This is a genomic window from Propioniciclava tarda, assembly GCF_900182665.1.
GTDB lineage: Bacteria > Actinomycetota > Actinomycetes > Propionibacteriales > Propionibacteriaceae > Propioniciclava > Propioniciclava tarda.
Map to the genome: position 1 here is coordinate 304,715 of NZ_FXTL01000001.1, position 23,125 is coordinate 327,839.

The following is a 23,125-nucleotide window of genomic DNA, read 5'->3' on the forward strand; positions in this document are numbered from 1 at the left end:
GAATCAACGCCAGGAGGTACCCGTGGCCGGTGGACTCGCCGCCTTGCTCGACGACGTGGCCGCTATCGCGAAGATGGCGAGTGCGGCGTCCACCAAGGCCGTTGGCGTCGTCGTCGACGACACCGCGGTGACTCCGAGGTTCATCCAGGGCGTTTCGCCCGCGCGGGAGCTGCCGATCATCGGCAAGATCGCGCTGGGCTCGCTGCGCAACAAGCTGGTGTTCATCCTTCCGGCGATCCTGCTGCTGAGCCAGTTCCTGCCGTGGGCGTTGACGCCGCTGTTGATGCTCGGCGGCGCCTACCTCTGCTATGAGGGGGCCGAGAAGGTCTACGAGGTCATCGTCGGACACCACGAGACGCCGACGGGAGAGGCGGCGTCCGAGCAGCCGGCGCTGAGGTCCGGAGCGGAGGCCGAAAAGGCCCTGGTGAGGGGCGCGATCACGACCGACTTCATCTTGTCGAGCGAGATCATGGTGATCTCGCTCGACCAGGTGGCCGAGGCCGAGTTCGTGTACCGGGCCGTGTCGCTGATCGTGGTGGCGATCGCCATCACCGCGCTCGTCTACGGCGTCGTCGCCCTGATCGTGAAGATGGACGACGTCGGGCTGCACCTCGCCGCCAAGCCGGCCTCGCGAGGCCTCGGGATGGGCCTGGTCAAGGCCATGCCCGTCGTCTTGTCCGCGCTGTCGGGCATCGGGATCGCGGCGATGCTCTGGGTCGGCGGCCACATCATCGTTGCGGGCGCAGCGGAACTCGGCTGGCATGCGCCGCTGGATCTGATCCACGTGCTCGCGGGTCCGGCCGAGCACGTCCACGCGTTCCTCGGCTGGCTCGTCGACACCCTGTGCTCGGCGCTCGTCGGTCTGGTGATCGGCGGGGTGTTGGTGGGCGTGCTGCACCTGGTCCCGCGCAAGAAGTCCGACCAGCACGCGGCTGCGCACTGATCTTCGACTCTTCGGGCTCCTGCCTGCGTGGATCGGCTGCGGTTCGAATCGCCGATCTCCGAACGCTGACCACTCGGCATCCGTTGCCTGATGAATGGGTCACCCGGCGGCTGAGCTTGTCGAGGCCCCTGAGGGTTGCGGCTTCGACAAGCTCAGCCGGCGATCATCACTGAACCCCGTAGCGTGGCGGCGTCCAACCCCTAGCCAGCGATTCATCAGTGCCGCACGACAACCCGATTGTGCGATCGGGCCGAGGCTGGCCGCGGAAGTCCGTGGCAACCTGGGACCCATGTGCCGAAACATCCGTCCCCTGTACAACGTCGCACCGCCCGCGACCGCCGACGAGGTCGAGGCGGCCGCGCTGCAGTTCGTGCGCAAGATCAGCGGCATGAACGCTCCGTCGGCCGCCAACCGCGCCGCGTTCGACGCCGCTGTCTACGAGATCACCCACATCACCCAGCATCTGCTGGCCAACCTGTCGACGACCGCCCCGGCCAAGGACCGCGAGGTCGAGGCCGCGAAGGCTCGCGCCCGCAACGCCATCCGGTTCGGGACGCCGGCTTGACCGTCCCGCTCGATCGCCGGTCGGGGCGGGGGAGAGAAGGCGTCTCGGACGCCTCGGGCGGCGACCTGAGCAGGGACGCCAGCTCAACAGACCCCAGCGACGCCCAGTCGGGGCTGGGGCCCGACCTGTCCCCGGGACTCCGCGTCGGAACGGGGTGGGACGCCCGTCCCGGCGTCCCGGATCTCAACCGATCCGCGCTGGAGGTCGCGCCGCTGCTGCTGGGCTGCGTGCTGCGCACCCCGGACGCCGCCGTCCGGATCGTCGAGGTCGAGGCCTACGACGGCGCTCTCGACCCGGCGTCCCACGCCTTCCGCGGTCCGACCAGGCGGAACGCCGTCATGTTCGGACCGCCCGGGTTCCTCTACGTCTACTCGCTGCACGGGCATTCGTGTCTGAACGTCGCCTGCCGCGAACCAGGGGTCGCCAGCGCGGTCCTGCTGCGCGCGGGCGAGGTCATCGAGGGCTTGGACGCCGTCCGCGCGAGGCGTCCGGGCGTGTCAGACGCCGCGCTCGCGCGCGGTCCGGGCAACCTGTGCCGCGCCCTCGGGATCACCCTCGCCGACAACGGAGCGGACCTGGCCGGGCCCCGCGCCCGACTGGAAGCCGGCTCGCCGCCGCTCGCGCTCGCGAGCGGTCCGCGCGTGAACGTCTCGTCCGCGGGGGGCCGGGAGTGGCGATTCTGGGACGCCGACAGCGCGTCGGTATCGGCGTTCAAGCGCCACCCCCGCGCCGTCGACTGACGCGTGGGCAGGCCCATCGCGAGGCCATGACGCTCGCCGAACTATCGGCGCCCACACTCCGACGCGCACCTGAGCCTGCAATCGGACGTGAAAGGCCGTTCACACGCCTTAGTGGACCCGGCGGCGGCGTGAACAGCCCGCTGGGTCCCAACCGTCGCAGTGATTGACCGCCTCACTACAGTCGAAAGGCAGACTCAAGGAGGCGTCCATGCAGATCAGTGTCAGCGGCGAACAGCACGTGAGGGTCGCGCCCGAGCGCGCGGAGCTCTACCTCACCGTCAGTCAAGAGAACACGGACAGGGCGAAAGTCATCGCGGACGTGACCGCCGCCGCGAACCAGATCGGCGACGAGCTCGACGGGTTCAAGACCGCGGGGGTCGTGGAACGCTTCTCGGTTCAGCCGCTGCGCACGTACTCGTGGAAGCGCGGCAAGACATCGGTCGAGCGGGTCACGGCGTCCGTCGAAGTCAACGTGCGGTTCACGGACTTCGAGGCGCTGGGCCGCTACACCTCCGACCTGGCGGGACGCACGGGCGTCCGGCTCGGCTACGTCAGCTGGCAGCTGACCGATGCGACGGCCGACCGGCTGAGCGACGAGTGCATCGAGGGCGCCGTCAAGCGCGCCCGGCAGCGGGCCGAAGCCATGGCCAAGGCGGCGGGGGTCGGGGCGATCGAGATCACCGAGGTCGCCGATCCTGGTCTGCTGGGCACGCCCGAGGCGCGCATGGACTTCGGCGGCGACACCCGCGTGTACGCGATGGCCGCGTCGATGAAGGGTGGCGCCGAGCCGGAGTCCGTCAAGGTGGTTCCCGAGGAGATCGAGATCGGCGCTCAGTTGCAGCTCCGGTTCCGCTCGGTCGAGTCGTAAGCCTGCCCGACGGCACATGTCCGTCCGTCCTGTCCGCTGTCCGAATCGACCCCTGAGCCTGTGGAAGGGACGCTAGTGCACCCCTTGCCAGCCGCACCCTTCGACGGGCTCAGGGAACGGATGGTTGGAAGCCACCCGACAGCGATCCCGAGTCGTAGCTCCCGGGCGGTACTCGTTCGCGAGCGGCTTGCGCGCCCGCATGAGACCGATCCCTGGGCTTGTCGAAGGGCAGCTAGCTCAGCCCTGCCCCAGCGCGAACCCGAGCCGCTCGGCGCTGCTGACGGCGCTCGCCGGGCTGACCGCAGCTAGCTCAGCCCTGCCCCAGCGCGAACCCGAGCCAGGCCGCGGCTGCGCTGCCGATCAGGGCGCCGAGGGCGTGCGCCGCGGACGCCGCCCAGCGACGTTCGCGCAGCAGCGTCACGCTGTCCCACATGGCCGTGCTGAACGTGGTGTAGCCGCCCAGGACCCCGACTCCGAGCACCGCCGCCAGGTTGGCGTCCGCGATGCCGCGGGACGCGAGGCCGGACACGAGCCCGAGCGCGAAGGAGCCGGTCACGTTGACGGCGATGATGCCCCACCGGCTGCGGCGTCCGACCAGGCGGGCGGCTAGTGCGTCGATGGCGAACCGGGCGACAGCCCCGAGTCCACCGGCCAGCGAGACCACCAAGAACAGGACCGGGGTCATCGCGGCGTCCGCTCAGTGACTGCGGGTGTCGCCTCCGCACACCCGTCCCAAACTCGCACCCGGTTGCGCGCGATCATCGCTCGGCCCCCGACGATCCTCTGGTCTCGTGAGCTCGTGAAGCTGCAGGAACCGCAGCGCCGATCCAGCACGCCACCAGGCCGGCGATGACGCTGACAAGGCCGTATGTCCACCCTTGCGCTCCGTGTGTCACGACCGCCACCGCCAGAGCGCTGTAGGTGGTGAACCCGCCCAGCACCCCGGTGCCGAGGAAGAGCCGCCAGCTGCGGCGCCCGTCGCGCAGCGCGAGCGACTCGTACAGGACCCCGATCGCGAAGGCCCCGACCACATTCACCACCAAGGTCGGCAGGGCAACCCAGCCCACCGGCAGCGTCAGACCGACGAGCGCCCGCAGCGCTGTGCCGAGGCTCCCGCCCAGGAACACCAGACCGCCTGCCCTCAGCGCGTTGCTCTGCGTCGCTGCCCGCTGGCTGGCGGTCATCGTCGCATCCGCTCGACATCGGCCGGCGACAAGGCCCGATGGACGCCGACGCCCACGTCCAGCTGGACCGCCGTCACCACCACCTGCTCTTCGTGCACCTCGATCAGGTTGAAGCCCGCGTGGGCGTCCTGGCCGCGGAGGGTACGTCCGGCGGTGAGGTCCTGGGTGTAGGTCAGCGAGGACGCCGCCGCGACCGGTACGCCCGCCAGCGTCGTGAACGACGTCTGGTGGAAGTGCCCCCCGATGATCAGCCGGACGTCGCTGCCGCGGACCACCTCGGCCAATGCGCCGGGGTTCGTCAGCGGCCAGAGCCCCGCGGCGTCCTGCACCGGCGGCACGGGCGGATGGTGCAGCGCCAGGATCGATCCGCGCACCGCCGGCGTCGCCAGCAACTCGCTCAGCCAGGCCAGAGACACCTCGGACAGCCGGCCCTCGGGCCGGTCGGCCACGACGCTGTCGAGGGCGATGAACCGCAGCCCGCGCAGGTCGTAGGTGCGGTTGAGAGGTTGGCCCTTCGACAGGCTCAGGGAGCGGGGGTCGGGCTTGCCGTTCGCCAGCCCTGGGCGGTTGGGTGAACCCTTCGACGGGCGTAGGGAGCGGGGGTCGGGTTGGCCGTACGACGGGCCTAGGGTACTGGGGCCGACTCCACCTTCAGGCGAGGAACCGCCTACCGCTGGCTGAGCTTGTCGAAGCCCGGAGTCCGAGTGAAGCCCATCGCCCGGACCCACCCCCCACAGGACGCGAGCGAAGGCGTCCGAACCGTCGTGGTTGCCGTTGCCCCAGATCACCTGGACGCCACACGCGGACGCCGCCGGCTCCACCAGCTCGCGGAGCCGGACGTACGTGTCGGCGTCCCCCTCGTCGGTCAGGTCGCCGCCGAAGAACCAGGCGTCGCAGGGCTTGTCCCAGGTCGTCAGCACCTCGATCGCGCGACGCAGGCGCGCGTCGGCGTCCACCACCCCGCCGACCAGCCCGGACACCGGACGCAGGTGGCAGTCGCTGAGGTGCGCGATGCGGTGCATGGGCCTCCTTCGACGTCCGGGGAACATCCTGCCGGACGCCACCGACAAGTCGCGGATAAAGGACGCGGCCCCCGTTCGAGGAACGGGGGCCGCGTTGGTTCAGCGTCGTGGACGCCAGGTCACTCGCCCATGCCCTGCGCGCGGGTGGGACGCTCGAACTTCTCGGCGGCCGTCATCTCGCTCTGCTGGGGGGTGTTGGCGACGCTGCCACCCGTGAACTGGTTCTCATAGCTGGTGCCCCGGGCGCGCTCCCAGGACGCCTCGACCTCGTTCTCGGCGTCCGCGCGGCCGACCCAGATGGCGCCCTCGACGGACTTCCCGGGCTCAAGGTCCTTGTAAACGGCGAAGAAGTGCTCGATCTCGAGCAGGGTGAGGTCCGGGATGTCGGTCAGGTTCTGCGTCGACTCCTGGCGCTTGTCGGCGACCGGCACGCACAGCACCTTGTCGTCGCCGCCGGCCTCGTCGGTCATCCGGAACATGCCGATCGCGCGGCACTCGATGAGCGCCCCCGGGAACGCCGGCTCGGGCATCAGCACGAACGCGTCCAGCGGATCGCCGTCCTGGCCGAGCGTCCCCTCGACGAACCCGTAGTCGTACGGGTACTGCATGGCGGTGAACAGGGTCCGGTCGAGGCGGATGCGTCCGGTGTGGTGATCCATCTCGTACTTGTTCTTCGTGCCCTTGGGGATCTCGATCGTGACATCGAAGTGCAGGATGGGCTTGATCTTCGGGCGAGCGAAGGACGGACGAGTCATGGGTCACCTCTGGTGTCGGAGGACGTGCTTCTGCGTCAGCCTAGACCCCGCCGAGGGCCCCGAGACAGCACCGCGCGCGTCACGCGGAACATGCCGCCGCGGCATCGGCGTCCGGCGCGACTAGGGTGATCCGGTGGACGCCGTCACCATCGACTACGCCGTCGCCCGCTCGGCCGGGCGGGCGGCGCTGCGACCCGGCCCCGAGCTGAGCCGCGCGGAGGCGTCCGAGGTCGTCGACGGTCTGCGGAGCGCGGCGCGCGCGTCCGTCGCCCACGTCGCGGAGGTGACCGGGCTGACCTCCCCGCCGAGCCAGGACGACATGCTCGTCGTCGACCGCGCCACCTGGCTGGACGCGAACCTCGAGATGGTCGAGAGCTTGCTGGCGGCCGCGGGGGCGTCGGGCGCAGAGGGGCTTCGCGGGCGCCTCGCCGGCCTGGGCAACGGCGTCCAGGTGGGCGGCGCGCTCGGCCTGCTCTCGGGGCGGATCCTGGGCCAGTTCGTTCCGTTCGGACGCCAGCGCCTCCTGCTCGTCGCGCCCAACATCGCCGCGATGGAGCGCCGGCTCGGGGTCGACGGCGCCGACTTCCGGCTGTGGGTGTGCCTGCACGAACAGACCCATCGCCTGCAGTTCGTTCAGGCGCCGTGGCTCGGCGAGTATCTGGTCCGGCAGTTGGCGCACCTGCTGGACGAGCCGGAGGATTCGTCCGCGACACCGTCGCGGCCGTCCTCGGCGATCGAGGCGCTGTTGACGCCCGCGCAGCGGATCGTGTTCAACCAGATGACCGCCGTGATGTCGCTGCTCGAGGGCTATGCGGACGTGATGATGGACCGCGTCGGAACCGACGTCGTGCCGACGGTTGCGCTCATCCGGGAGCGGTTCAATGCACACCGCCAGCGCCGCGGCCTGGTCAAGGTGGTCAACAAGTTGATGGGGCTCGACCTGAAGCTGGCCCAGTACCGCGACGGGGCCGTCTTCTGCCGCGCGGTCATCGAGCGGGTCGGCGTGGCGGGGCTCAACGCCGTCTACGAGTCGTCCGGCATGCTGCCGACGCTCGACGAGATCCACGCCCCCGACGTCTGGCTCGCCCGCGCCTTCCCGACGGTCGAGGTAGGCGCCGGTGACGTCTCCCGGCCGGAAGGGAATTCCAGTCCGTGAGTCGAAAAGTGCTCGGTCCGGCGACGCTGGCGGCGGTGCAGGCGGTGGAGGCGCTGCCGCCCGGACCCTGGATCGTCGCCTGCTCCGGCGGCGCCGACTCGCTCGCGCTGGCCTGGGCGGCCGCCTTCGTCGGACGCCGCCGCGGCACCACCGTGCGCGCCATCGTCATCGACCACGGTCTGCAGGCCAACTCGGACGCCGTCGCATCGTCTGTGGCGGCGACCCTGGCTGCGTTGCCCGCTGGCCCGGTCGGTGCCGCCTGGGCGCCTGCGGTCGACCAGGACGGGTCTGCGGTCACAGACCCCCTTCGCAGTCCTGGCGACGCCCGTCCCACAGAGCGCGCGGACTCGGCTTCCCGTGGACCTGCCCTGACGATCCCGACGACGGTAGTCCGCGTGCACGTCGCGGCGGACGGTCTCGGGCCGGAGGCGTCCGCGCGCGAGGCGCGCTACGCCGCGCTGGAGGCGTCCGCTGAGCCGGGGGAGCGGGTCCTGCTCGGCCACACGCTCGATGACCAGGCCGAGACGGTGCTCCTGGGCCTCGCCCGCGGCTCGGGCGCGAGGTCGCTGGCCGGGATGCCGCCCGAGCGCGGCATCGTCCTGCGCCCGCTGCTAGGGGTGACCCGCGAGGCCACCCGCGCCGCATGCGCCGAACTCGGGCTCACCCCCTGGGAGGACCCACACAACGCCGACGACCGCTACGCCCGCGTCCGGGTCCGGACCCGCGTCCTGCCCACCCTCGAACGCGAACTCGGACCCGGAGTCCGCGAGGCGCTAGCCCGCACCGCCGAGCAGCTCCGCCGCGACGTCGACATCCTGGACGCCGACGCGCGAGCCGCCCTCGCCTCGGCGCTGGTCACCACCGTCAGTTGGGACGCCGACCCGTCGGACGCCGCGGCGTCCCACGGCAGGCCGACCACGGACGGTGCCGAGACGTCGGCGTCCGGGACCCAGCCAACACCGGACGAAACGGACGCATCGGCGTCCGGACAAGCGGAAACGCTGAACTGCCGCTGGCTCGCCGGGCTGGACCCGGCGATCCGCGACCGGGTCCTGCATGCGTGGCTGAGCGGACGCGGTGCCTCCGATGTGAGCGCCACCCACGTGAGCGCGGTGGTCGAACTAGTCACCCAGTGGCGCGGCCAGCGCGGCGTCGACCTCCCGGGCGTGCGCATCACGCGGAGGGACGGGCGCCTGATCGCCGACCGGCGTTCGCGATAGGGTTTCGCCCGTGGAAGCAGCACAGATCCCCGGTGAGTTGACCCGGGTTCACTTCACCGAGGCCCAGATCCAAGACCGCATCCGCGAGATCGCCGCGGAGATCGACTCCGACTACGCGGGCACGGTGCCGCTGCTGGTGGGGGTCTTGAACGGTGCGGTCATGGTGATGGCTGACCTGTCTCGTGCCATGAAGTTGCACTGCGAGCACGACTGGATGGCAGTCTCGAGCTACGGCGCCGGCACGCAGAGTTCCGGCGTGGTGCGGATTTTGAAGGACCTGAGCTCTGACATCGAGGGCCGCCACGTGATCGTCGTCGAGGACATCATCGACACCGGCCTCACCCTGCAGTACTTGTTGCAGAACCTGTCGACGCGTCTGCCGGCGTCGCTGGAGCTGATGACGATGTTCCGAAAGCCCGAGGCTTTCAAGTGCAACGTGGTGCCGAAGTACATCGGCTACGACCTGCCGGACGAGTTCGTCGTGGGCTACGGATTGGACTACGCAGGCCAGTACCGCAACCTCCGCGATTGCGCGACTTTGAGCCCAACCGTCTACTCCTGATCAGTTTCGATCAGGGAAATTTTAAGCCAGATCGGCCGTTTGGCCCCCTTCGGAGCGCATCAGGTCTTGTAGGGTGGCGGTTTCTCCCGCAGTTGAGCGGGGCCGGGGTGCGCCCGGCCGCTGAGAATGTTCAAGGAGGACTAGACCACTCATGAGCCTTTCGAGAAGAGCTTTCGTCGGCCTCGCCGCGGCGTCCGTTGCCGGCGCCGGGCTCGCCGCCTGCAGCAGCCCCGCCGCCGCCCCGGCGACCACCGGCACCAGCAGCAGCGCCGCCGCACCCGCCGGCCAGCTGCCCGCCACCACGATCAAGATCCTGGCCCCGTCGTACGCCGACAGCTCCAAGGCCGACTGGGACAAGATCATCGCCGAGTTCAACAAGAAGCAGCCGAACGTCAAGGTCGAACTGCAGATCGAGGCGTGGGAGACGTTCTCCGAGAAGGTCCAGCAGCGCATCCAGGCCAAGGACTACCCGGACATCCTCAACGACAACGCCTTTGCCGCCCAAGCGTCCGCGGGCCTGCTGTACCCGATCGACGAGGTCATGAGCGCCGCGACGCTGGCGTCCATCGAGCCCGCCCTGATGAAGAACGGCGTCGGCACCGACGGCAAGACGTGGGCCGCTCCCGACATCGCGTCCGCGCGCATGATGGCCTACAACACCGACCTCTTCGCCAAGGCCGGCATCACAGCCGCGCCGAAGACGTGGGCCGAGCTTGAGGACGCCGCCAAGAAGATTGCCGCTCAGGGCGCTGCCGGCTACGGCATGCCGCTGGGCAAGGAAGAGGCCCAGGTCGAGTCGTCCCTGTGGCTGTGGGGTGCGGGCGGCGACTGGGCGTCCGGCGGCAAGCTGGTCGCCAACCAGCCGGCCACCGTCGAGGCGTTCACCGAGATGAAGAAGCTCATCGACGCCAAGGCCGTCCAGGCGGACGCGGGCGCGTCCAACCGTCAGCAGGTCGCCGACCTGTTCGACAACGGCAAGCTCGGCATGTACGTGTCGCACTCGGGCCTGATGGGCAACACGCGCAAGAAGTTCCCGAACATCAAGTTCGATCTCGCGCCCATCCCGAGCAAGGACGGCAAGCCCGTCGCGTTCGGCGTGACCGACTTCATCCTCGCGTTCAACAACAAGGACGCGAACCGCAAGGAGGCCACCAAGCAGTTCCTCGACCTCATGTACTCCGACGCGATGTACGAGGGCTGGTACAAGGGCACGGGCCTGCTGCCGGTCACGAAGTCGCAGATCGAGAAGGCGAAGGCGTCCGACAAGGACAACGCCAAGTTCTACGAGGCCCTGTCGTTCGTGAAGTTCAACCCGGTCTCGGATCCCAAGTGGGACGCCCTCAAGGGCGCTCTGCAGTCGACCGCCGGCACGATCTCCAAGGACGCCCCGGACGCCGTCGTCAAGGCCATCCAGGCCCAGCTGGACGCCGCGGGCTGATAGTCCAGTAGTTGAGTCCAGGTTCGGACGCCGACGCCTCGCGTCGGCGTCCGAACTGGCACCGGGGTGGATCGGGGACGTCGCGTCCGTCCCGCCGTCGCCGTCAGGCCCAGGGACGCCGCACGCGCGGTTCGGCGCGCGAGGCGTCCGCGGATGGGATGCTGCGGTCGAAGGCAATCGCCCCTCGGCGTCCGAGTGAACGAGAGGTACGCATGAGCACAGTCGTGGCCGCACGTCGGGCGTCCGGCTGGAAAGACACCATCACGGCGCTGCCGTGGATCGCCCCCACGCTGCTGCTGATCGCGGCGGTGGTGATCTACCCGACCATCCTGATGTTCCAGACGGCGTTCGTGAAGTACACCCCACAAGGGGTGGAGCGCGGGCCTGCCGGGTTCGCGAACTTCAACGGGCCTGCCGGGGCGTTCACGTTCCCGACCGTGCCGTGGCCGGCGATCTGGACCAACACCGTGGTCTGGGTGGTCGTCGTGGTGCTGGCGACGCTGGTGTGCTCGCTGGCGCTGGCGCAGTTCCTCAACAAGGACTTCCCCGGACGCAAGCTGCTGCGGCTGGTCGTGATCCTGCCGTGGGCGTGTTCGGTCGTCATGACGACGACGGTGTTCAACTACGGCCTGCAGGCGGACGTCGGCGTGTTCAACCGGCTGTTCGTCGACACGGGCATCCTGCAGGCGGCGCAGGGGTTCACGAAGAACCCGGCGACGTCGTTCTGGGTGGCGGTGTTCGTGGCCGTGTACGTGTCGATCCCGTTCACGACCTACACGATCCTGGCCGGACTGCAGTCGGTGCCCGGTGACGTCATCGAGGCCGCGCACATGGACGGCGCGAACGTCATCCAGCGGTACTGGTCGATCGTGTTTCCCATGCTGCGGCCCGCGATTGCCGCGGCGATGCTGATCAACATCATCAACGTCTTCAACTCGCTGCCGATCCTGAAGATCTTGAACGAGGCGCCCGGGTATCACACGGCGCACACGACCACGACCCTGATCTTCGAGTACAAGGTGAAGCTGGGTCCGGGTGTGGCGTCCGCGCTGTCGATCGTGAACTTCGGCTTCTGCCTGCTGATCATCGCGATCTACCTGGCCGTCGTGAAGCCCACGAAGGAGGTGCAGTGATGGCGTACCGCGGAGGCGTCCACAAGAAGCCGAACCCGATCGCGACGCTGATCGGCGCCCTGTTCGTGCTGCTGTTCTTCTCGTTCCCGTACCTGCTGATGGTCATTTCGTCGCTGAAGACGCGCGAGGAGATCACCAAGATCCCGCCGGAGTACTTCCCGGCCGCGCCGCAGTTCGACAACTACCTCAAGGTGTGGGCGTCGCAGGTTGATCCGGGCAACTCGCTGCTCGCGACGACCGTGATCTCGTTCGGGGCGACGCTGCTGGTGCTTTTGATCGCGACGCCGGCGGCCTACTACGTGGCGAGGTTCAAGTTCCGCGGACGGATGGTGTTCCTGTTCCTGGTGCTGATCACGCAGATGCTGCAGCCGACGGTGCTCGCAGTTGGGCTCTACCAGGAGTTCTCGCAGTGGCGTGGGTACCTGGTGTGGGTGGCCCTGATCCTGATCAACGGGGCGTTCAACCTGAGCTTCGCCGTGTGGATCATGCAGTCGTTCTTCGCGTCCGTGCCGAAGGAGATCGACGAGGCGGCGCTGTTGGACGGGCTGACGCGGGTGCAGACCCTGTTCAAGGTGTCGCTGCCGCTGGTGTGGCCGGGCATCGTGACGGCGATCGTCTTCGTGTTCGTGAACACGTGGAACGAGTTCGCGGCGGCCTTCATCCTGGTTCAGGACTCGTCCCTGCAGCCGCTGACGGTCTCGATGCCGCGGTTCCTGGGCATGTACATCCGCGACTGGCAGCTGCTGTTCACCGTCGCCACCGTCGCGATCGTGCCGGTGGTCATCCTGTTCGCCCTGATCGAGAAGCGCCTGATCGGCGGCCTGACCGCGGGAGCCGTCAAGTAACAAGGACGACTCGGCGCTCCCAAGAAGGTTGGACGAGCGCGGCGCTTCCCATTGGGGAGCGCGGCGCTGCCAAGAAGGTTGTAAGCCAGCGGACGCCTACGCGGCGGTTCCCCTCGAACCAGACGCCGGGGGCGGCCAAGGCTGCGTTCTGCTGAGCGGCGTGGGGCCACTGGGTGCTGGTTGTTGCGGATAACCGGGAGCTTGAGAACCCAGTTGGGGCTGGTGAGGTCGGGCTTCCTTGTTGTTGTCAGCCTCTCGGTGCGAGTCAGGTCGACTTGTTGTCCCCGAACCGCCGGGATGTGAGACCCAACGCTGATGTTCGACTGGGTGCTGGTTGTTGCGGATATCCGAGAGCTTGAGCACCCAGTCTGGCGTTCGATGGGCTGGCGATGGTGTGACGGCGTGTGGGCTGTGTCCTCGGCTGACTGGGTGCTCGCCGTTGCGGTTCTCCGGGAGTCCGAGCACCCAGTCACGGGGGTCGCCTGGCGAACGGCCGACAACAGTGGTTCAGCTCCCACTCACGGACGAGTAGTTATCCACAATTTCGCCGGCCCTGACAGAATCCCGGCCTTTCCGCCCAATGTGTGGGCGGAGGGGATCAAGATGAGGGAACTACCGGATATCGAGGACCAGCGAGGGTTGGTGTCCACGAGCCAACTGCGGACAGCAGGTTGGAGCCGGTCCGCGATCAGCAGATTCGTGCGCTCGCGGGGGTGGAGCCCTTTGCCCGGCGTCGTCTATGGGCATCGGACCACACTGGACGACGACCAGCGCGTCATCGCGGGCTGGTTGTGGGCCGGACCGGCGTCGGCCTTGACGGGTGGGTGGGGTCTCGTCCGGCACGGTCTCGCGCTAGCAGCCAGACCGGTGCTGCGCCGCTTCGTGGTCGCCGACCCGTGTCACTCACGAGTGGTCGACGATGCAGAGGTGCTCCATGTCCATCATGCGCCCACCTTCCGAAACCTAAGTGGCGTGCCAGTGGTGCCCCTTGATCGTGCCCTGATCGACTATGCGAGGGGCTTCGAAGCGACCGCCGATTCCGTTCGTGCTGCAACCATCAGGGCGCTTCAGACAGGCCTCACCTCACCCGCTCGCCTGGAGGCGGCGTTGGGCGAAACTCGGCCTAACGGAACGCGTGGCATTCGATCGGGGCTCATCGACTTCGAACGTGGTGCCTGGTCCGTGCCGGAGGCTCAGTTGCTGAGGATCCTGAGTCGTCGGAGGCCGCGTCTCAAGCTCCAGATGAACCCCCGACTGGTGGACACGAGCGGCCGCCTCATCGGCGTTCCGGACTGCTACCTACCCGATCATAGGGTCGCCATTCAGGTGCATTCCTGGACGCATCATGCCGGCTTCCATGGCGCGCGTGATCAGTGGGCCGACACGGTCGATGCCGATGCGAGGTATATCCCTCACGGGATCGCGGTTCTCCCTGTGTCGCCGACGGTGCTTCGCGACCATCCCGAGCGCTTCCTGCGGCTACTCGACGGTGTGTTGTCGGCCCAGCAAGGTCGGGCCAAGGTCGACATTCGGATCGAGGTAGCCGTCGAGCCCACTCCCTTGGCACCTCACGCCTCTTGACCTCCACGCCAGCAGACTCTAAAGACGTCCGACTGGGTGCTGGCTGTTGCAGAGATCCGGGAGCCTGAGCACCCAGTCGGGGCTGGTGAGGCCGGTGGTCTGCGCTTTGTCAGCCTCTCGGTGCTCGTCAGGTCGACTCGTCCCCGAACCGCCGGCTCGGGAACCACGCTGATGTCGACTGGGTGCTGGTTGTTGCGGTGATCCGGGAGCTTGAGCACCCAGTCGTCCGTTCGATGGGGGGGCTGGCTGAACCACCCGTCAGCGCCTGCGGCACCAAGCGAACCGGCGCCTGCGGCGTCCGATTGAGCCGGACGGTAGAGTCGGCCGGGTCGTGTCAGCAGAGCAAAGGCAGTGATGAAACCCGGTCGACTCGTCAGGACGCCCATCGTCTGGATCGTGCTGGTGTTCGCGTTGATCGCCATTGGCATTCAGGTCATCGGCAACGCGAGCGGTTACAAGCAGGTCCCGACGTCGCAGGTGGTCGCGGTCATCAACGGCAGCGACCCGCTCAAGGAGGTCGTGCTCGTCGACGGCAACCAGGAGGTGCTGGTCGAGAAGGCGGACGTCCCGCACACCAAGTTGCGCGCAACGTGGGTCGGCACCCAGAGCCAAGACCTCATCAAGCGGCTCAATGAGCGCGTCACCGCGGGCACGTTGGAGTCGTGGCGCGGCGACAACCCCGACCGCGGCATCATGGGGGCCCTCGCGGTCTGGCTGCTGCCGCTGCTGCTGTTCGTCGGGCTGTTCTGGCTGATGAGCAACGCCCAGGGCGGCGGCAACCGGATCCTGGGGTTCGGCAAGTCGAAGGCCAAGGTCGCCACGAAGGACACCCCGCAGACCACCTTCGCGGACGTCGCCGGGTGCGAGGAGGCGATCGAGGAGCTGCAAGAGATCCGCGAGTTCCTCGCCGAGCCCGCCAAGTTCACCGCGGTCGGTGCGAAGATCCCGAAGGGCGTCCTGCTCTACGGCCCGCCCGGCACCGGCAAGACGCTGCTCGCGCGGGCCGTGGCGGGTGAGGCCGGCGTCCCGTTCTTCTCGATCTCCGGCTCGGACTTCGTCGAGATGTTCGTCGGCGTCGGCGCGTCCCGCGTCCGGGACCTCTTCGACCAGGCCAAGGACGCCGCCCCGGCGATCGTCTTCATCGACGAGATCGACGCCGTCGGACGCCATCGCGGCGCCGGCATGGGCGGCGGCCACGACGAGCGCGAGCAGACCCTGAACCAGCTGTTGGTCGAGATGGACGGCTTCGATGTGCGCGGCGGTGTGGTCCTGATCGCCGCGACCAACCGTCCGGACGTGCTCGACCCGGCCCTGCTGCGGCCGGGCCGTTTCGACCGGCAGATCCCGGTTGAGGCCCCCGACATGAAGGGACGCCTCCAGATCCTGCAGGTCCACGCCAAGAACAAGCCGATCGCGCCGGACGTCGACCTCGCGATGGTCGCCAAGCGCACCCCGGGCTTCACCGGCGCCGACCTGGCCAACGTCCTCAACGAGGCCGCCCTGCTCACCGCGCGGCAGAACCAGCAGTGGATCACCAAGGAGAACCTGGACGAGTCCATCGACCGCGTGATCGGCGGTCCGCAGCGCCGCTCGCGCGTCATGAACGAGCGCGAGCTGCTGATCACCGCCTACCACGAGGGCGGCCACGCCCTGGTTGCCGCCGCGATGCCCGGCAACGACCCGGTCCAGAAGGTCACGATCCTGCCCCGCGGACGCGCCCTCGGCTACACGATGGTCATGCCGGACGCCGACAAGTACAGCCAGACCCGCGGCGAGCTGCTCGACCAGTTGGCCTACATCATGGGCGGACGCGCTGCCGAGGAGCTGGTCTTCCACGACCCGACGACCGGGGCGTCCAACGACATCGAGAAGGCGACGAACGTCGCCCGCGCCATGGTGACCAAGTTCGGCATGACGTCGCGCCTGGGCGCCGTGAAGCTGGGCTCCGACAACGACGAGCCCTTCCTCGGACTGCAGGCCGGCATGTCGGGCGGCCACCGCGACTACTCGGATTCCATGGCCGCGGCCATCGACGAGGAGGTCTCGGCCCTCATCAACACCGCGCATCAGGAGGCGTTCGACGTCCTCAACGAGAACCGCGCCGTCCTGGACGAGCTCGTCCGGCAGCTGTTCGACAAGGAGACCCTCGACAAGGAGCAGGTCGCGGAGATCTTCAAGGACCTCGTCAAGCGGCCGAAGCGTCCGGCCTGGACGGGCTCCGACGACCGGACGCCGTCCAGCGTTCCCCCGATCGATCCGCCGCCCATGCGTGAGCGGGCGCCGCTGGTCCCGCCCGCAGCCCAGCCGGTGCCCGGCTGGCACGATGGGACGCCGCCGGCGCAACTCCCCGGCCAGGCGCCGTGGGGCGCTCCGGGCGCGCCGCAGGGTCCCGGTGGTCTTCCGCAGCCGCCCCAGCAGGCCCCTTGGGGTGGGCCGACCCAGCCGCAGGCACCGTCCTGGCCGGGTCAGCAGCAGTGGCCGCCGCAGTCGGCTCCGTGGCCTCCCGGCCCGCAGGGTCAGCCGCCCTACGCTCCGCCACAGGCTCCGCAGCAGCCCTGGGCCCCCGGACCCCAGGGCTGGGGTCAGCCACTCCCGCCCGCGCCGCCGCAGCCCATGCCCCCGTTCGATGCGCCGGTGACTCCTCCGGCCGAGCCGCAGCCGCCGGCGTCCGGACCGGACACCTACGGACGCCCCGGCTCCGGTTCCTAGAAAGGGACGCCGCATGGCCGTCGACCACGACCGGGCCGCGAGGGCGGTCCGCGAGTTCTTGTTCGCGATCGGTGAGGATCCCGACCGCGAGGGGCTGCGCGACACCCCCGGACGCGTCGCCCGCGCCGCCGTCGAGCTGTTCGCCGGCCTGGACGCCGACCCGGCCGACCTGCTGGCGACCACGTTCGACATCCAGCACGAGGAACTCGTCCTCGTGAAGGACATCGAGGTCGTCAGCATGTGTGAGCACCACCTGCTGCCGTTCACCGGCGTCGCCCATGTGGCCTACATCCCGGCCAAGAACGGCCACGTCACGGGGCTGTCGAAGCTGGCCCGGCTCGTGGACGTGTACGCGCGGCGTCCCCAGGTCCAGGAGCGGCTGACCACCCAGATCGCGGACGCCCTCGTCACGCACCTGCGCGCCCAGGGGGTCATGGTCGTGGTCGAGGCCGAGCACCAGTGCATGACGATGCGAGGCGTTCGGAAGCCGGGCAGCAAGACGGTGACGTCGGCGGTCCGGGGCGTGATGCACGCCCCGGCGACCCGCGCCGAAACGATGAGCCTGATCCTGGGCTGATCGAGGCCGGCCGGCCGACAGGCCGCCCGATGCTCAGCTCCGAGCGGACGGGCCCTCGCGCGTCCGATCAGCCCATTCCGGCCGTCATGGCGACCATGGCGACGATGCCGGCGGTGAACCCTCGACGGCGCCAGCGGCGCTGCGGCGAGCGCGGTCGTCCGGGCCGGAACGCGGGCAACGTCGGTCATGGCGGACTCCCCTCGGGCTTCCCATCCTTGCCCGCCCCGGACGCCGAACGCAATGGTCCGGCTCGGTACCCTGGGCGCGTGCCGAACCACTGCCGGACGCTCGTCATGGGCATCCTCAACGTGACCGCCGACTCGTTCTCCGACGGCGGTCGATTCCTGGACGCCGACGCTGCGGTCACGCATGGGTTGCGGCTGGCCGCCGAGGGCGCCGACATCGTGGACGTGGGCGGCGAGTCGACGCGTCCGGGCGCCGAGCGGGTGGACGCCGACGTCGAGCTCGCGCGGGTGGTGCCGGTGGTCCGGGCCCTGGTCGCGCACGGCGTCCAGGTGTCGGTCGACACGATGCGCGCCGAGGTGGCGGCGGCCGCCGCCGAGGCGGGGGCGTCCTGGATCAACGACGTCTCCGGCGGGCTGGCCGATCCCGCGATGCTGTCGACCGTCGCCAAGACCGGGGCTGGGTACATCGCGATGCACTGGCGCGCGCACTCGACGACGATGCAGCAGCACGCGGTCTACGCCGACGTCGTGGACGACGTCGCCCGCGAACTGGGTGAGCGCCGGGATGCAGCCCTCGCGGCCGGAATCGATCCTGGACGCCTCGTGCTCGACCCGGGCGTCGGCTTCGCCAAGACCGCCGACCACAACTGGGAGCTGCTGCAGCACCTCGACGCCGTCGAGGCGCTCGGTCAGCCGGTCCTGCTGGGCGTCTCGCGCAAGCGCTTCCTGGGTGAGCTGCTGGCGGACGCCGACGGTCCGCGTCCGCCCGCCGACCGGGACGCCGCCACGACCGCCCTGACCGTCTGGGCCGCCGAACGGGGGCTCTGGGGCGTCCGGACGCACGACGTGCGCGGTCAGCGTGACGCCATCGCCGTCATCGAAAGGCTGTACTCATGAGCCACGCCTACCTGCTCGGCGCGACGGGCGACGGGGTTGAACTGATCACCCTGACCGGCATCACCGCGACGGGCTTCCACGGCGTCTACCCGGACGAGCGCCGCGACGGCCAGCCGTTCGTGGTCGACGCCACGCTCTGGATCAAGCGCCGCAGCCGCGACGACGACGTGACCACCACCGTCCATTACGGCGAGCTGGCCGAGGCGATCGCCCAAGAGATCGGCGGCGAGCCCGTCGACCTGATCGAAACCCTCGCCGGCCGCATCGCGGACCGCTGCCTGGCCGAGCGCATCGTCATGGGAGCCGTGGTGACCGTCCACAAGCCGAAGGCGCCGATCGGCGTCCCGTTCGACGATGTCGCAGTGACCGTCGTGCGTCGCCACTCGTTGCTGAGGCCGTGATGGCAATGCCTTTCGTGCTGTCCCTGGGCTCGAACGTCGGCAACAGCGCCGCCGTTCTGCGTGATGCGGTCGACTGGCTGGTCGAGTCGGACGACGTCGAGATCACCGGAGTTTCGTCGCTGTACCGCACGGCGCCGGTCGGGGGAGTCGAGCAGCCCGACTACCTCAACGCCGTCGTCGCCGGCCGGACCGAGCTGTCGGCGTCCGACCTGCTCGCCCTGTGCCAGCGCATCGAGCAGGCCCACGGCCGGACGCGCGACGTCCGCTGGGGGCCGCGCACGCTCGACCTCGACGTGCTGAGGTTCGGCGACGTCGTCTCGGACGATCCCCGGCTCACCCTGCCCCACCCGCGCGCGCACGAGCGCGCGTTCGTCCTCGTCCCCTGGTTCGAGGTGGACGCCGACGCGTCCGTCCCCGGACGCGGGCGCGTGGCAGACCTGCTGGGCGCGGTCGGGACGGACGGCGTCCGCCTCGCCGGTGATGCCGACTGGCCGTTCGGGCGGCCTGGAGGCGATCGTGGCTGAGGGTCCGAGCGTGGGCGCGACCACCGCCCGTTCGGTCGCAACGGCGGCGGTCGTCGGCGTCGGCGTGGTGTGGGTCGGGTGGCAGGTGCTGCTGTATGCGGGGGCGGGTCTCCCGGTCATCGGAGTGGGGGCCTGGGTGCCGATCCTGCTGCTCGCGGCGGTCACAGGCTGGTTGGCCTGGCAGACCCACTCCCTGGTCCAGCGCCGACGTGAGCCACTGGAACCCGACGTCGCGGTGGTGCGGCTCCGCCTGGCCAAGACCTCGCTGCTCGCGGCGACCGCTTTGGCGTCAGGCTACGGCAGCTTGGCGCTGCTGTCGCTCAGCGCCTGGCCGACGCCCAGCGCGTCGGCGCGGGTGATCCACGGTGCGATCGCCCTGGTGGCGGGGATCTGCTGGGCCGGTGCGGGCTGGCTGCTGGAGCGGGCGTGCCGGATCCCGAAGGATCCGGACGAAGAGCCCGCGCCACGGCCTGAATAGCCGCTCGGTCCGCGCCCCCACACGATAATCAGCGCCACCACGCACATTGACTCGAATACCTAGTGGCGCTTGACGAGTGCCACAAATTGACGGTTTCACACGTGATTCATCACATGTTCACAGTGGTGAATCGCTGGTCAGCGGTGGACAAACACAGTCCCCGCGGCGTTACACTTCCACGCGAGGGGGGAATGATATTGCCGCACTCTGGCGAAACCGAACGTGATGGAGGGCCACTAATGGCACAACGAGTTAGCATCGTATTGACTGACGATCTCGACGAGAGCCCCGCTGCAGAGACCGTGACTTTCGGTCTTGATGGAAACACCTATGAGATCGATCTGTCGAGCGCCAATGCCGCACGGCTCCGCGATGCCCTGAAGCCCTTCATGGACAACGGACGCCGCACCGGCGGTCGCGCCAAGCCGGGTCGCAAGCGCGCGGCCGCGGCGTCCGGCAACGCCACCGACATCCGCGCCTGGGCGCAGTCCCAGGGCATGACGGTGTCGGCTCGCGGACGCGTCCCGGCCGAGATCCGCGTGGCGTACGAGGCCGCTCACTAGGGCGATCGCAGCTTCGTCGAGGGGGCCGTCCGGACTGGACGGCCCCCTCGCTGCTGTCTGGCGCTCGGCGTCCGGAGCCCAATTGCGCCAGAGGCGAACACGGAACAATCGGCTCCGGGACCGCGTTGAATAGACTGATTCTGTCGCCGCGTCCTTGCGCTGGCGGCGTCCATTACGTCAGGAGACTCCCTTGTTCGATCGGTTCACCGACAGGGCTCGTCGCGTCATCGTCCTCGCGCAGGACGAGGCGCGCATGCTGAACCACAACTACATCGGCACGGAACACCTCCTCCTCGGCCTCATTCACGAGGGCGAAGGGGTCGCTGCGAAGGCGCTCGAATCCCTCGGCATTTCGCTGGAGGCGGTGCGTGAGCAGGTCGAGGAGATCATCGGCCAGGGCCAGCAGGCGCCGACCGGGCACATTCCGTTCACCCCGCGCGCCAAGAAGGTGCTGGAGTTGTCGATGCGCGAGGCGCTGCAGCTCAACCACCCCTACATCGGCACCGAGCACATCTTGCTCGGCCTGATCCGCGAGGGTGAGGGCGTCGCCGCCCAGGTGCTGATCAAGCTCGGAGCCGACCTGAACCGCGTCCGCAACCAGGTGTTGCAGCTGCTGTCCGGGTTCCAGGGCGAGCAGAAGCCGTCGACCGCCGGCGCCCCCGAGCAGGGTCCATCGCAGGGCAACCAGACGATCCTCGATCAGTTCGGACGCAACCTCACCCAGGCCGCGCGCGAGAACAAGCTCGACCCCGTCATCGGACGTCACACCGAGATCGAGCGCGTCATGGTCGTGCTCAGCCGGCGCACCAAGAACAACCCGGTGCTGATCGGCGAGCCCGGCGTCGGCAAGTCCGCGTGCGTGGAGGGTCTCGCTCAGCAGATCGTGCGGGGAGACGTGCCCGAAACCCTCAAGGACAAGCAGATTTACACCCTCGACCTGGGTGCCCTCGTGGCCGGCTCGCGCTACCGAGGCGACTTCGAGGAGCGGCTCAAGAAGGTGCTCAAGGAGATCAAGACCCGCGGCGACATCGTGCTGTTCATCGACGAGATCCACACTCTCGTCGGCGCGGGCGCGGCCGAGGGAGCGATCGACGCGGCGTCCATCTTGAAGCCCATGCTGGCCCGCGGCGAGCTGCAGACCATCGGCGCGACGACCCTGGACGAGTACCGCAAGCACATCGAGAAGGACGCCGCTCTCGAGCGCCGCTTCCAGCCGATCCAGGTGGCGGAGCCGTCCATCGCGATGACGATCGACATCCTTAAGGGGCTGCGCGATCGCTACGAGGCGCACCACCGCATCACCATCACAGACGAGGCCATCACGGCCGCCGCGCAGATGGCCGACCGGTACATCTCGGACCGCTTCCTGCCCGACAAGGCGATCGACCTGATCGACGAGGCCGGCGCCCGCCTGCGGATCAAGCGCATGACGGCGCCGCCGGACCTGCGCGAGTTCGACGAGCGCATCGCCGGCGTCCGCCTCGAGAAGGAAGCGGCCATCGACGCCCAGGACTTCGAGCGTGCTGCTGGCCTGCGCGACGACGAGAAGAAACTGCTCGCCGCCCGCGCCGAGAAGGAGCAGGCCTGGAAGATGGGCGACTCCGGCGCGCCGGCCGAGGTGGGGGAGGAGGAGATCGCCGAGGTGCTCTCGGGCGCCACCGGCATCCCCGTCTTCAAGCTCACCGAGGAGGAGTCGAGCCGGCTGCTCCACATGGAGGACGAGATCCACAAGCGCTACATCGGCCAGAACGACGCCGTGAAGGCGCTCAGCCGGTCGATCCGTCGCACGCGCGCCGGGCTGAAGGATCCGAAGCGTCCGTCAGGCTCGTTCATCTTCGCCGGCCCGTCCGGTGTGGGTAAGACCGAGCTGACCAAGGCGCTGACCGAGTTCCTGTTCGGCGACGAGGACGCGCTCATCACGTTGGATATGAGCGAGTACTCCGAGAAGCACACGGCGTCGCGGATGTTCGGCTCGCCGCCCGGATACGTGGGCTACGAAGAGGGCGGACAGCTCACCGAAAAGGTACGTCGCAAGCCGTTCTCTGTCGTGCTTTTCGACGAGATCGAGAAGGCGCACCCCGACATTTTCAACTCGCTGCTGCAGATCCTCGATGAGGGACGCCTCACCGATGCGCAGGGCCGGGTGGTCGATTTCAAGAACACCGTGATCGTCATGACGACGAACCTCGGTACGCGTGATATCAGCAAGTCGGTCAACCTCGGCTTCAGCAACGCGTCCGATCAGGGTGGGTCGTACGAGAAGATGAAGGCCAAGGTGTCGGATGAGCTCAAGCAGCACTTCCGTCCCGAGTTCCTGAACCGCGTCGACGAAATCGTCGTCTTCCACCAGCTCAGCGAGAACGACATCGAGCACATCGTCGACCTGATGGTCGCCGAGATCGACGGACGCCTCAAGGACCGCGACATGGGCGTGGTGCTGACCGCTCCGGCGAAGGCGCTCATCGCCAAGCGCGGGTTCGATCCGGTGCTGGGTGCGCGTCCGCTGCGTCGCGCGATCCAGCGCGACATCGAGGACCTTCTGGCCGAGAAGATCCTGTTCGGCGAGCTGCGCTCCGGCGAGCTGGTGGTCGTGGACGTGGCGCCCGAGGGTGCCGAGATCCCGTTCACCTTCACGGGCCAGCCCCAGGGCACCCTTCCGGACGCCCCGCCCGCCGAGTTGGCCGGCGGTCATCCGGAGGCGTCCGGGTACTGATCCGGCGTCCCGAGACCTGGAGGCCCCCGCTCTCACGGAGCGGGGGCCTCGTTTCAGGTGCGCTTC

At 68.9% G+C, this 23,125-nt stretch carries 21 protein-coding genes and 2 pseudogenes; 19 read left to right on the plus strand and 4 right to left on the minus strand.

Annotation, left to right across the window (positions count from 1 at the left end):
* Positions 1-22 precede the first annotated feature (22 nt).
* The 4 genes from FN821_RS01420 to FN821_RS01435 all read left to right on the plus strand — a co-directional run bounded on the left by FN821_RS01420 (position 23) and on the right by FN821_RS01435 (position 3,116).
* Positions 23-943 carry a DUF808 domain-containing protein gene (locus tag FN821_RS01420; RefSeq protein ID WP_131170758.1) on the plus strand — a complete coding sequence of 307 codons (921 nt, stop codon included), beginning with the start codon at positions 23-25 and terminating at the stop codon, positions 941-943.
* Between the two features lie 289 nt (positions 944-1,232).
* Positions 1,233-1,508 (plus strand): DUF2277 domain-containing protein, encoded by a 276-nt coding sequence (locus FN821_RS01425; protein ID WP_131170759.1) that lies wholly within the window; start codon positions 1,233-1,235, stop codon positions 1,506-1,508.
* The gene (locus tag FN821_RS01430; RefSeq protein ID WP_241660044.1) at positions 1,505-2,248 is read left to right on the plus strand and encodes a DNA-3-methyladenine glycosylase; all 744 of its coding nucleotides are present in this window, start codon (positions 1,505-1,507) and stop codon (positions 2,246-2,248) included. Before FN821_RS01425 ends, FN821_RS01430 begins: the two co-directional genes overlap by 4 nt.
* 208 nt (positions 2,249-2,456) lie before the next feature.
* Positions 2,457-3,116, plus strand: coding sequence for an SIMPL domain-containing protein (locus FN821_RS01435; protein WP_131170760.1), 660 nt, complete (start codon positions 2,457-2,459; stop codon positions 3,114-3,116).
* A 310-nt stretch (positions 3,117-3,426) separates the two neighbouring features.
* Here FN821_RS01435 and FN821_RS01440 read toward each other — a convergent pair whose 3' ends face one another.
* The 4 genes and pseudogenes from FN821_RS01440 to FN821_RS01455 form a co-directional block, all read right to left on the minus strand.
* Positions 3,427-3,801 carry a fluoride efflux transporter FluC gene (locus FN821_RS01440; protein WP_131170761.1) on the minus strand — a complete coding sequence of 125 codons (375 nt, stop codon included), beginning with the start codon at positions 3,799-3,801 and terminating at the stop codon, positions 3,427-3,429.
* Positions 3,802-3,874: 73 nt separating this feature from the next.
* On the minus strand, positions 3,875-4,300 hold the full coding sequence (locus tag FN821_RS01445) for a fluoride efflux transporter FluC (protein WP_131170762.1): 426 nt from the start codon (positions 4,298-4,300) through the stop codon (positions 3,875-3,877).
* Positions 4,297-5,322 carry a metallophosphoesterase gene (locus FN821_RS01450; protein WP_165489189.1) on the minus strand — a complete coding sequence of 342 codons (1,026 nt, stop codon included), beginning with the start codon at positions 5,320-5,322 and terminating at the stop codon, positions 4,297-4,299. Before FN821_RS01450 ends, FN821_RS01445 begins: the two co-directional genes overlap by 4 nt.
* A 212-nt stretch (positions 5,323-5,534) precedes the next feature.
* Positions 5,535-6,077, minus strand: a pseudogene (locus FN821_RS01455) (inorganic diphosphatase); the annotation flags it as partial.
* A gap of 133 nt (positions 6,078-6,210) precedes the next feature.
* On the opposite strand from FN821_RS01455, the gene FN821_RS01460 reads away from it, so the two are divergent.
* The 15 genes and pseudogenes from FN821_RS01460 to FN821_RS01530 all read left to right on the plus strand — a co-directional run bounded on the left by FN821_RS01460 (position 6,211) and on the right by FN821_RS01530 (position 23,059).
* Positions 6,211-7,233 (plus strand): zinc-dependent metalloprotease, encoded by a 1,023-nt coding sequence (locus FN821_RS01460; RefSeq protein WP_131170765.1) that lies wholly within the window; start codon positions 6,211-6,213, stop codon positions 7,231-7,233.
* Complete coding sequence (gene tilS, locus FN821_RS01465) at positions 7,230-8,453, plus strand: tRNA lysidine(34) synthetase TilS (RefSeq protein WP_131170766.1); 1,224 nt, start codon at positions 7,230-7,232, stop codon at positions 8,451-8,453. Before FN821_RS01460 ends, tilS begins: the two co-directional genes overlap by 4 nt.
* A gap of 10 nt (positions 8,454-8,463) precedes the next feature.
* Positions 8,464-9,015, plus strand: a complete 552-nt coding sequence (gene hpt, locus FN821_RS01470; RefSeq protein ID WP_131170767.1) for a hypoxanthine phosphoribosyltransferase — start codon at positions 8,464-8,466, stop codon at positions 9,013-9,015.
* Positions 9,016-9,166: 151 nt separating this feature from the next.
* A complete protein-coding gene (locus tag FN821_RS01475; protein WP_131170768.1) occupies positions 9,167-10,453 on the plus strand; it encodes an extracellular solute-binding protein in 1,287 nt (428 codons plus the stop codon).
* 212 nt (positions 10,454-10,665) lie between these two features.
* Entirely contained in the window at positions 10,666-11,586 is a 921-nt protein-coding gene (locus FN821_RS01480) for a carbohydrate ABC transporter permease (RefSeq protein WP_131170769.1), read from the plus strand.
* Positions 11,586-12,431, plus strand: a complete 846-nt coding sequence (locus tag FN821_RS01485; protein ID WP_131170770.1) for a carbohydrate ABC transporter permease — start codon at positions 11,586-11,588, stop codon at positions 12,429-12,431. The genes FN821_RS01480 and FN821_RS01485 overlap by 1 nt, the downstream gene beginning before the upstream one ends.
* 867 nt (positions 12,432-13,298) lie before the next feature.
* Positions 13,299-14,012 (plus strand): hypothetical protein, encoded by a 714-nt coding sequence (locus FN821_RS01490; RefSeq protein WP_131170771.1) that lies wholly within the window; start codon positions 13,299-13,301, stop codon positions 14,010-14,012.
* Between the two features lie 351 nt (positions 14,013-14,363).
* A pseudogene (gene ftsH / locus FN821_RS01495) lies at positions 14,364-16,454 on the plus strand (ATP-dependent zinc metalloprotease FtsH); the annotation flags it as partial.
* A gap of 280 nt (positions 16,455-16,734) precedes the next feature.
* Positions 16,735-17,298, plus strand: coding sequence for a GTP cyclohydrolase I FolE (gene folE, locus FN821_RS01500; protein WP_131170773.1), 564 nt, complete (start codon positions 16,735-16,737; stop codon positions 17,296-17,298).
* A gap of 293 nt (positions 17,299-17,591) precedes the next feature.
* Positions 17,592-18,380 (plus strand): dihydropteroate synthase, encoded by a 789-nt coding sequence (folP, locus tag FN821_RS01505; RefSeq protein WP_131170873.1) that lies wholly within the window; start codon positions 17,592-17,594, stop codon positions 18,378-18,380.
* Positions 18,377-18,781 (plus strand): dihydroneopterin aldolase, encoded by a 405-nt coding sequence (gene folB, locus FN821_RS01510; protein ID WP_131170774.1) that lies wholly within the window; start codon positions 18,377-18,379, stop codon positions 18,779-18,781. Before folP ends, folB begins: the two co-directional genes overlap by 4 nt.
* Positions 18,781-19,305 carry a 2-amino-4-hydroxy-6-hydroxymethyldihydropteridine diphosphokinase gene (gene folK, locus FN821_RS01515; protein WP_206661940.1) on the plus strand — a complete coding sequence of 175 codons (525 nt, stop codon included), beginning with the start codon at positions 18,781-18,783 and terminating at the stop codon, positions 19,303-19,305. Before folB ends, folK begins: the two co-directional genes overlap by 1 nt.
* A gap of 10 nt (positions 19,306-19,315) precedes the next feature.
* Positions 19,316-19,783, plus strand: a complete 468-nt coding sequence (locus FN821_RS01520) for a DUF3180 domain-containing protein (protein WP_165489190.1) — start codon at positions 19,316-19,318, stop codon at positions 19,781-19,783.
* A 263-nt stretch (positions 19,784-20,046) separates the two neighbouring features.
* A complete protein-coding gene (locus FN821_RS01525) occupies positions 20,047-20,346 on the plus strand; it encodes a histone-like nucleoid-structuring protein Lsr2 (protein WP_421958026.1) in 300 nt (99 codons plus the stop codon).
* A 190-nt stretch (positions 20,347-20,536) separates the two neighbouring features.
* Positions 20,537-23,059 (plus strand): ATP-dependent Clp protease ATP-binding subunit, encoded by a 2,523-nt coding sequence (locus tag FN821_RS01530; protein ID WP_131170777.1) that lies wholly within the window; start codon positions 20,537-20,539, stop codon positions 23,057-23,059.
* Positions 23,060-23,125 lie beyond the last annotated feature (66 nt).

Excerpts from the sequence above, each read along its gene's own strand:
- folK (WP_206661940.1), top strand. The coding sequence starts at position 18,781 with ATGGCAATGCCTTTCGTGCTGTCCCTGGGCTCGAACGTCGGCAACAGC.
- FN821_RS01445 (WP_131170762.1), bottom strand. The coding sequence starts at position 4,300 with ATGACCGCCAGCCAGCGGGCAGCGACGCAGAGCAACGCGCTGAGGGCA.
- folE (WP_131170773.1), top strand. The coding sequence starts at position 16,735 with ATGGCCGTCGACCACGACCGGGCCGCGAGGGCGGTCCGCGAGTTCTTG.
- FN821_RS01440 (WP_131170761.1), bottom strand. The coding sequence starts at position 3,801 with ATGACCCCGGTCCTGTTCTTGGTGGTCTCGCTGGCCGGTGGACTCGGG.
- FN821_RS01435 (WP_131170760.1), top strand. The coding sequence starts at position 2,457 with ATGCAGATCAGTGTCAGCGGCGAACAGCACGTGAGGGTCGCGCCCGAG.
- folB (WP_131170774.1), top strand. The coding sequence starts at position 18,377 with ATGAGCCACGCCTACCTGCTCGGCGCGACGGGCGACGGGGTTGAACTG.
- FN821_RS01475 (WP_131170768.1), top strand. The coding sequence starts at position 9,167 with ATGAGCCTTTCGAGAAGAGCTTTCGTCGGCCTCGCCGCGGCGTCCGTT.
- FN821_RS01425 (WP_131170759.1), top strand. The coding sequence starts at position 1,233 with ATGTGCCGAAACATCCGTCCCCTGTACAACGTCGCACCGCCCGCGACC.
- FN821_RS01480 (WP_131170769.1), top strand. The coding sequence starts at position 10,666 with ATGAGCACAGTCGTGGCCGCACGTCGGGCGTCCGGCTGGAAAGACACC.
- FN821_RS01485 (WP_131170770.1), top strand. The coding sequence starts at position 11,586 with ATGGCGTACCGCGGAGGCGTCCACAAGAAGCCGAACCCGATCGCGACG.
- FN821_RS01450 (WP_165489189.1), bottom strand. The coding sequence starts at position 5,322 with ATGCACCGCATCGCGCACCTCAGCGACTGCCACCTGCGTCCGGTGTCC.
- folP (WP_131170873.1), top strand. The coding sequence starts at position 17,592 with ATGGGCATCCTCAACGTGACCGCCGACTCGTTCTCCGACGGCGGTCGA.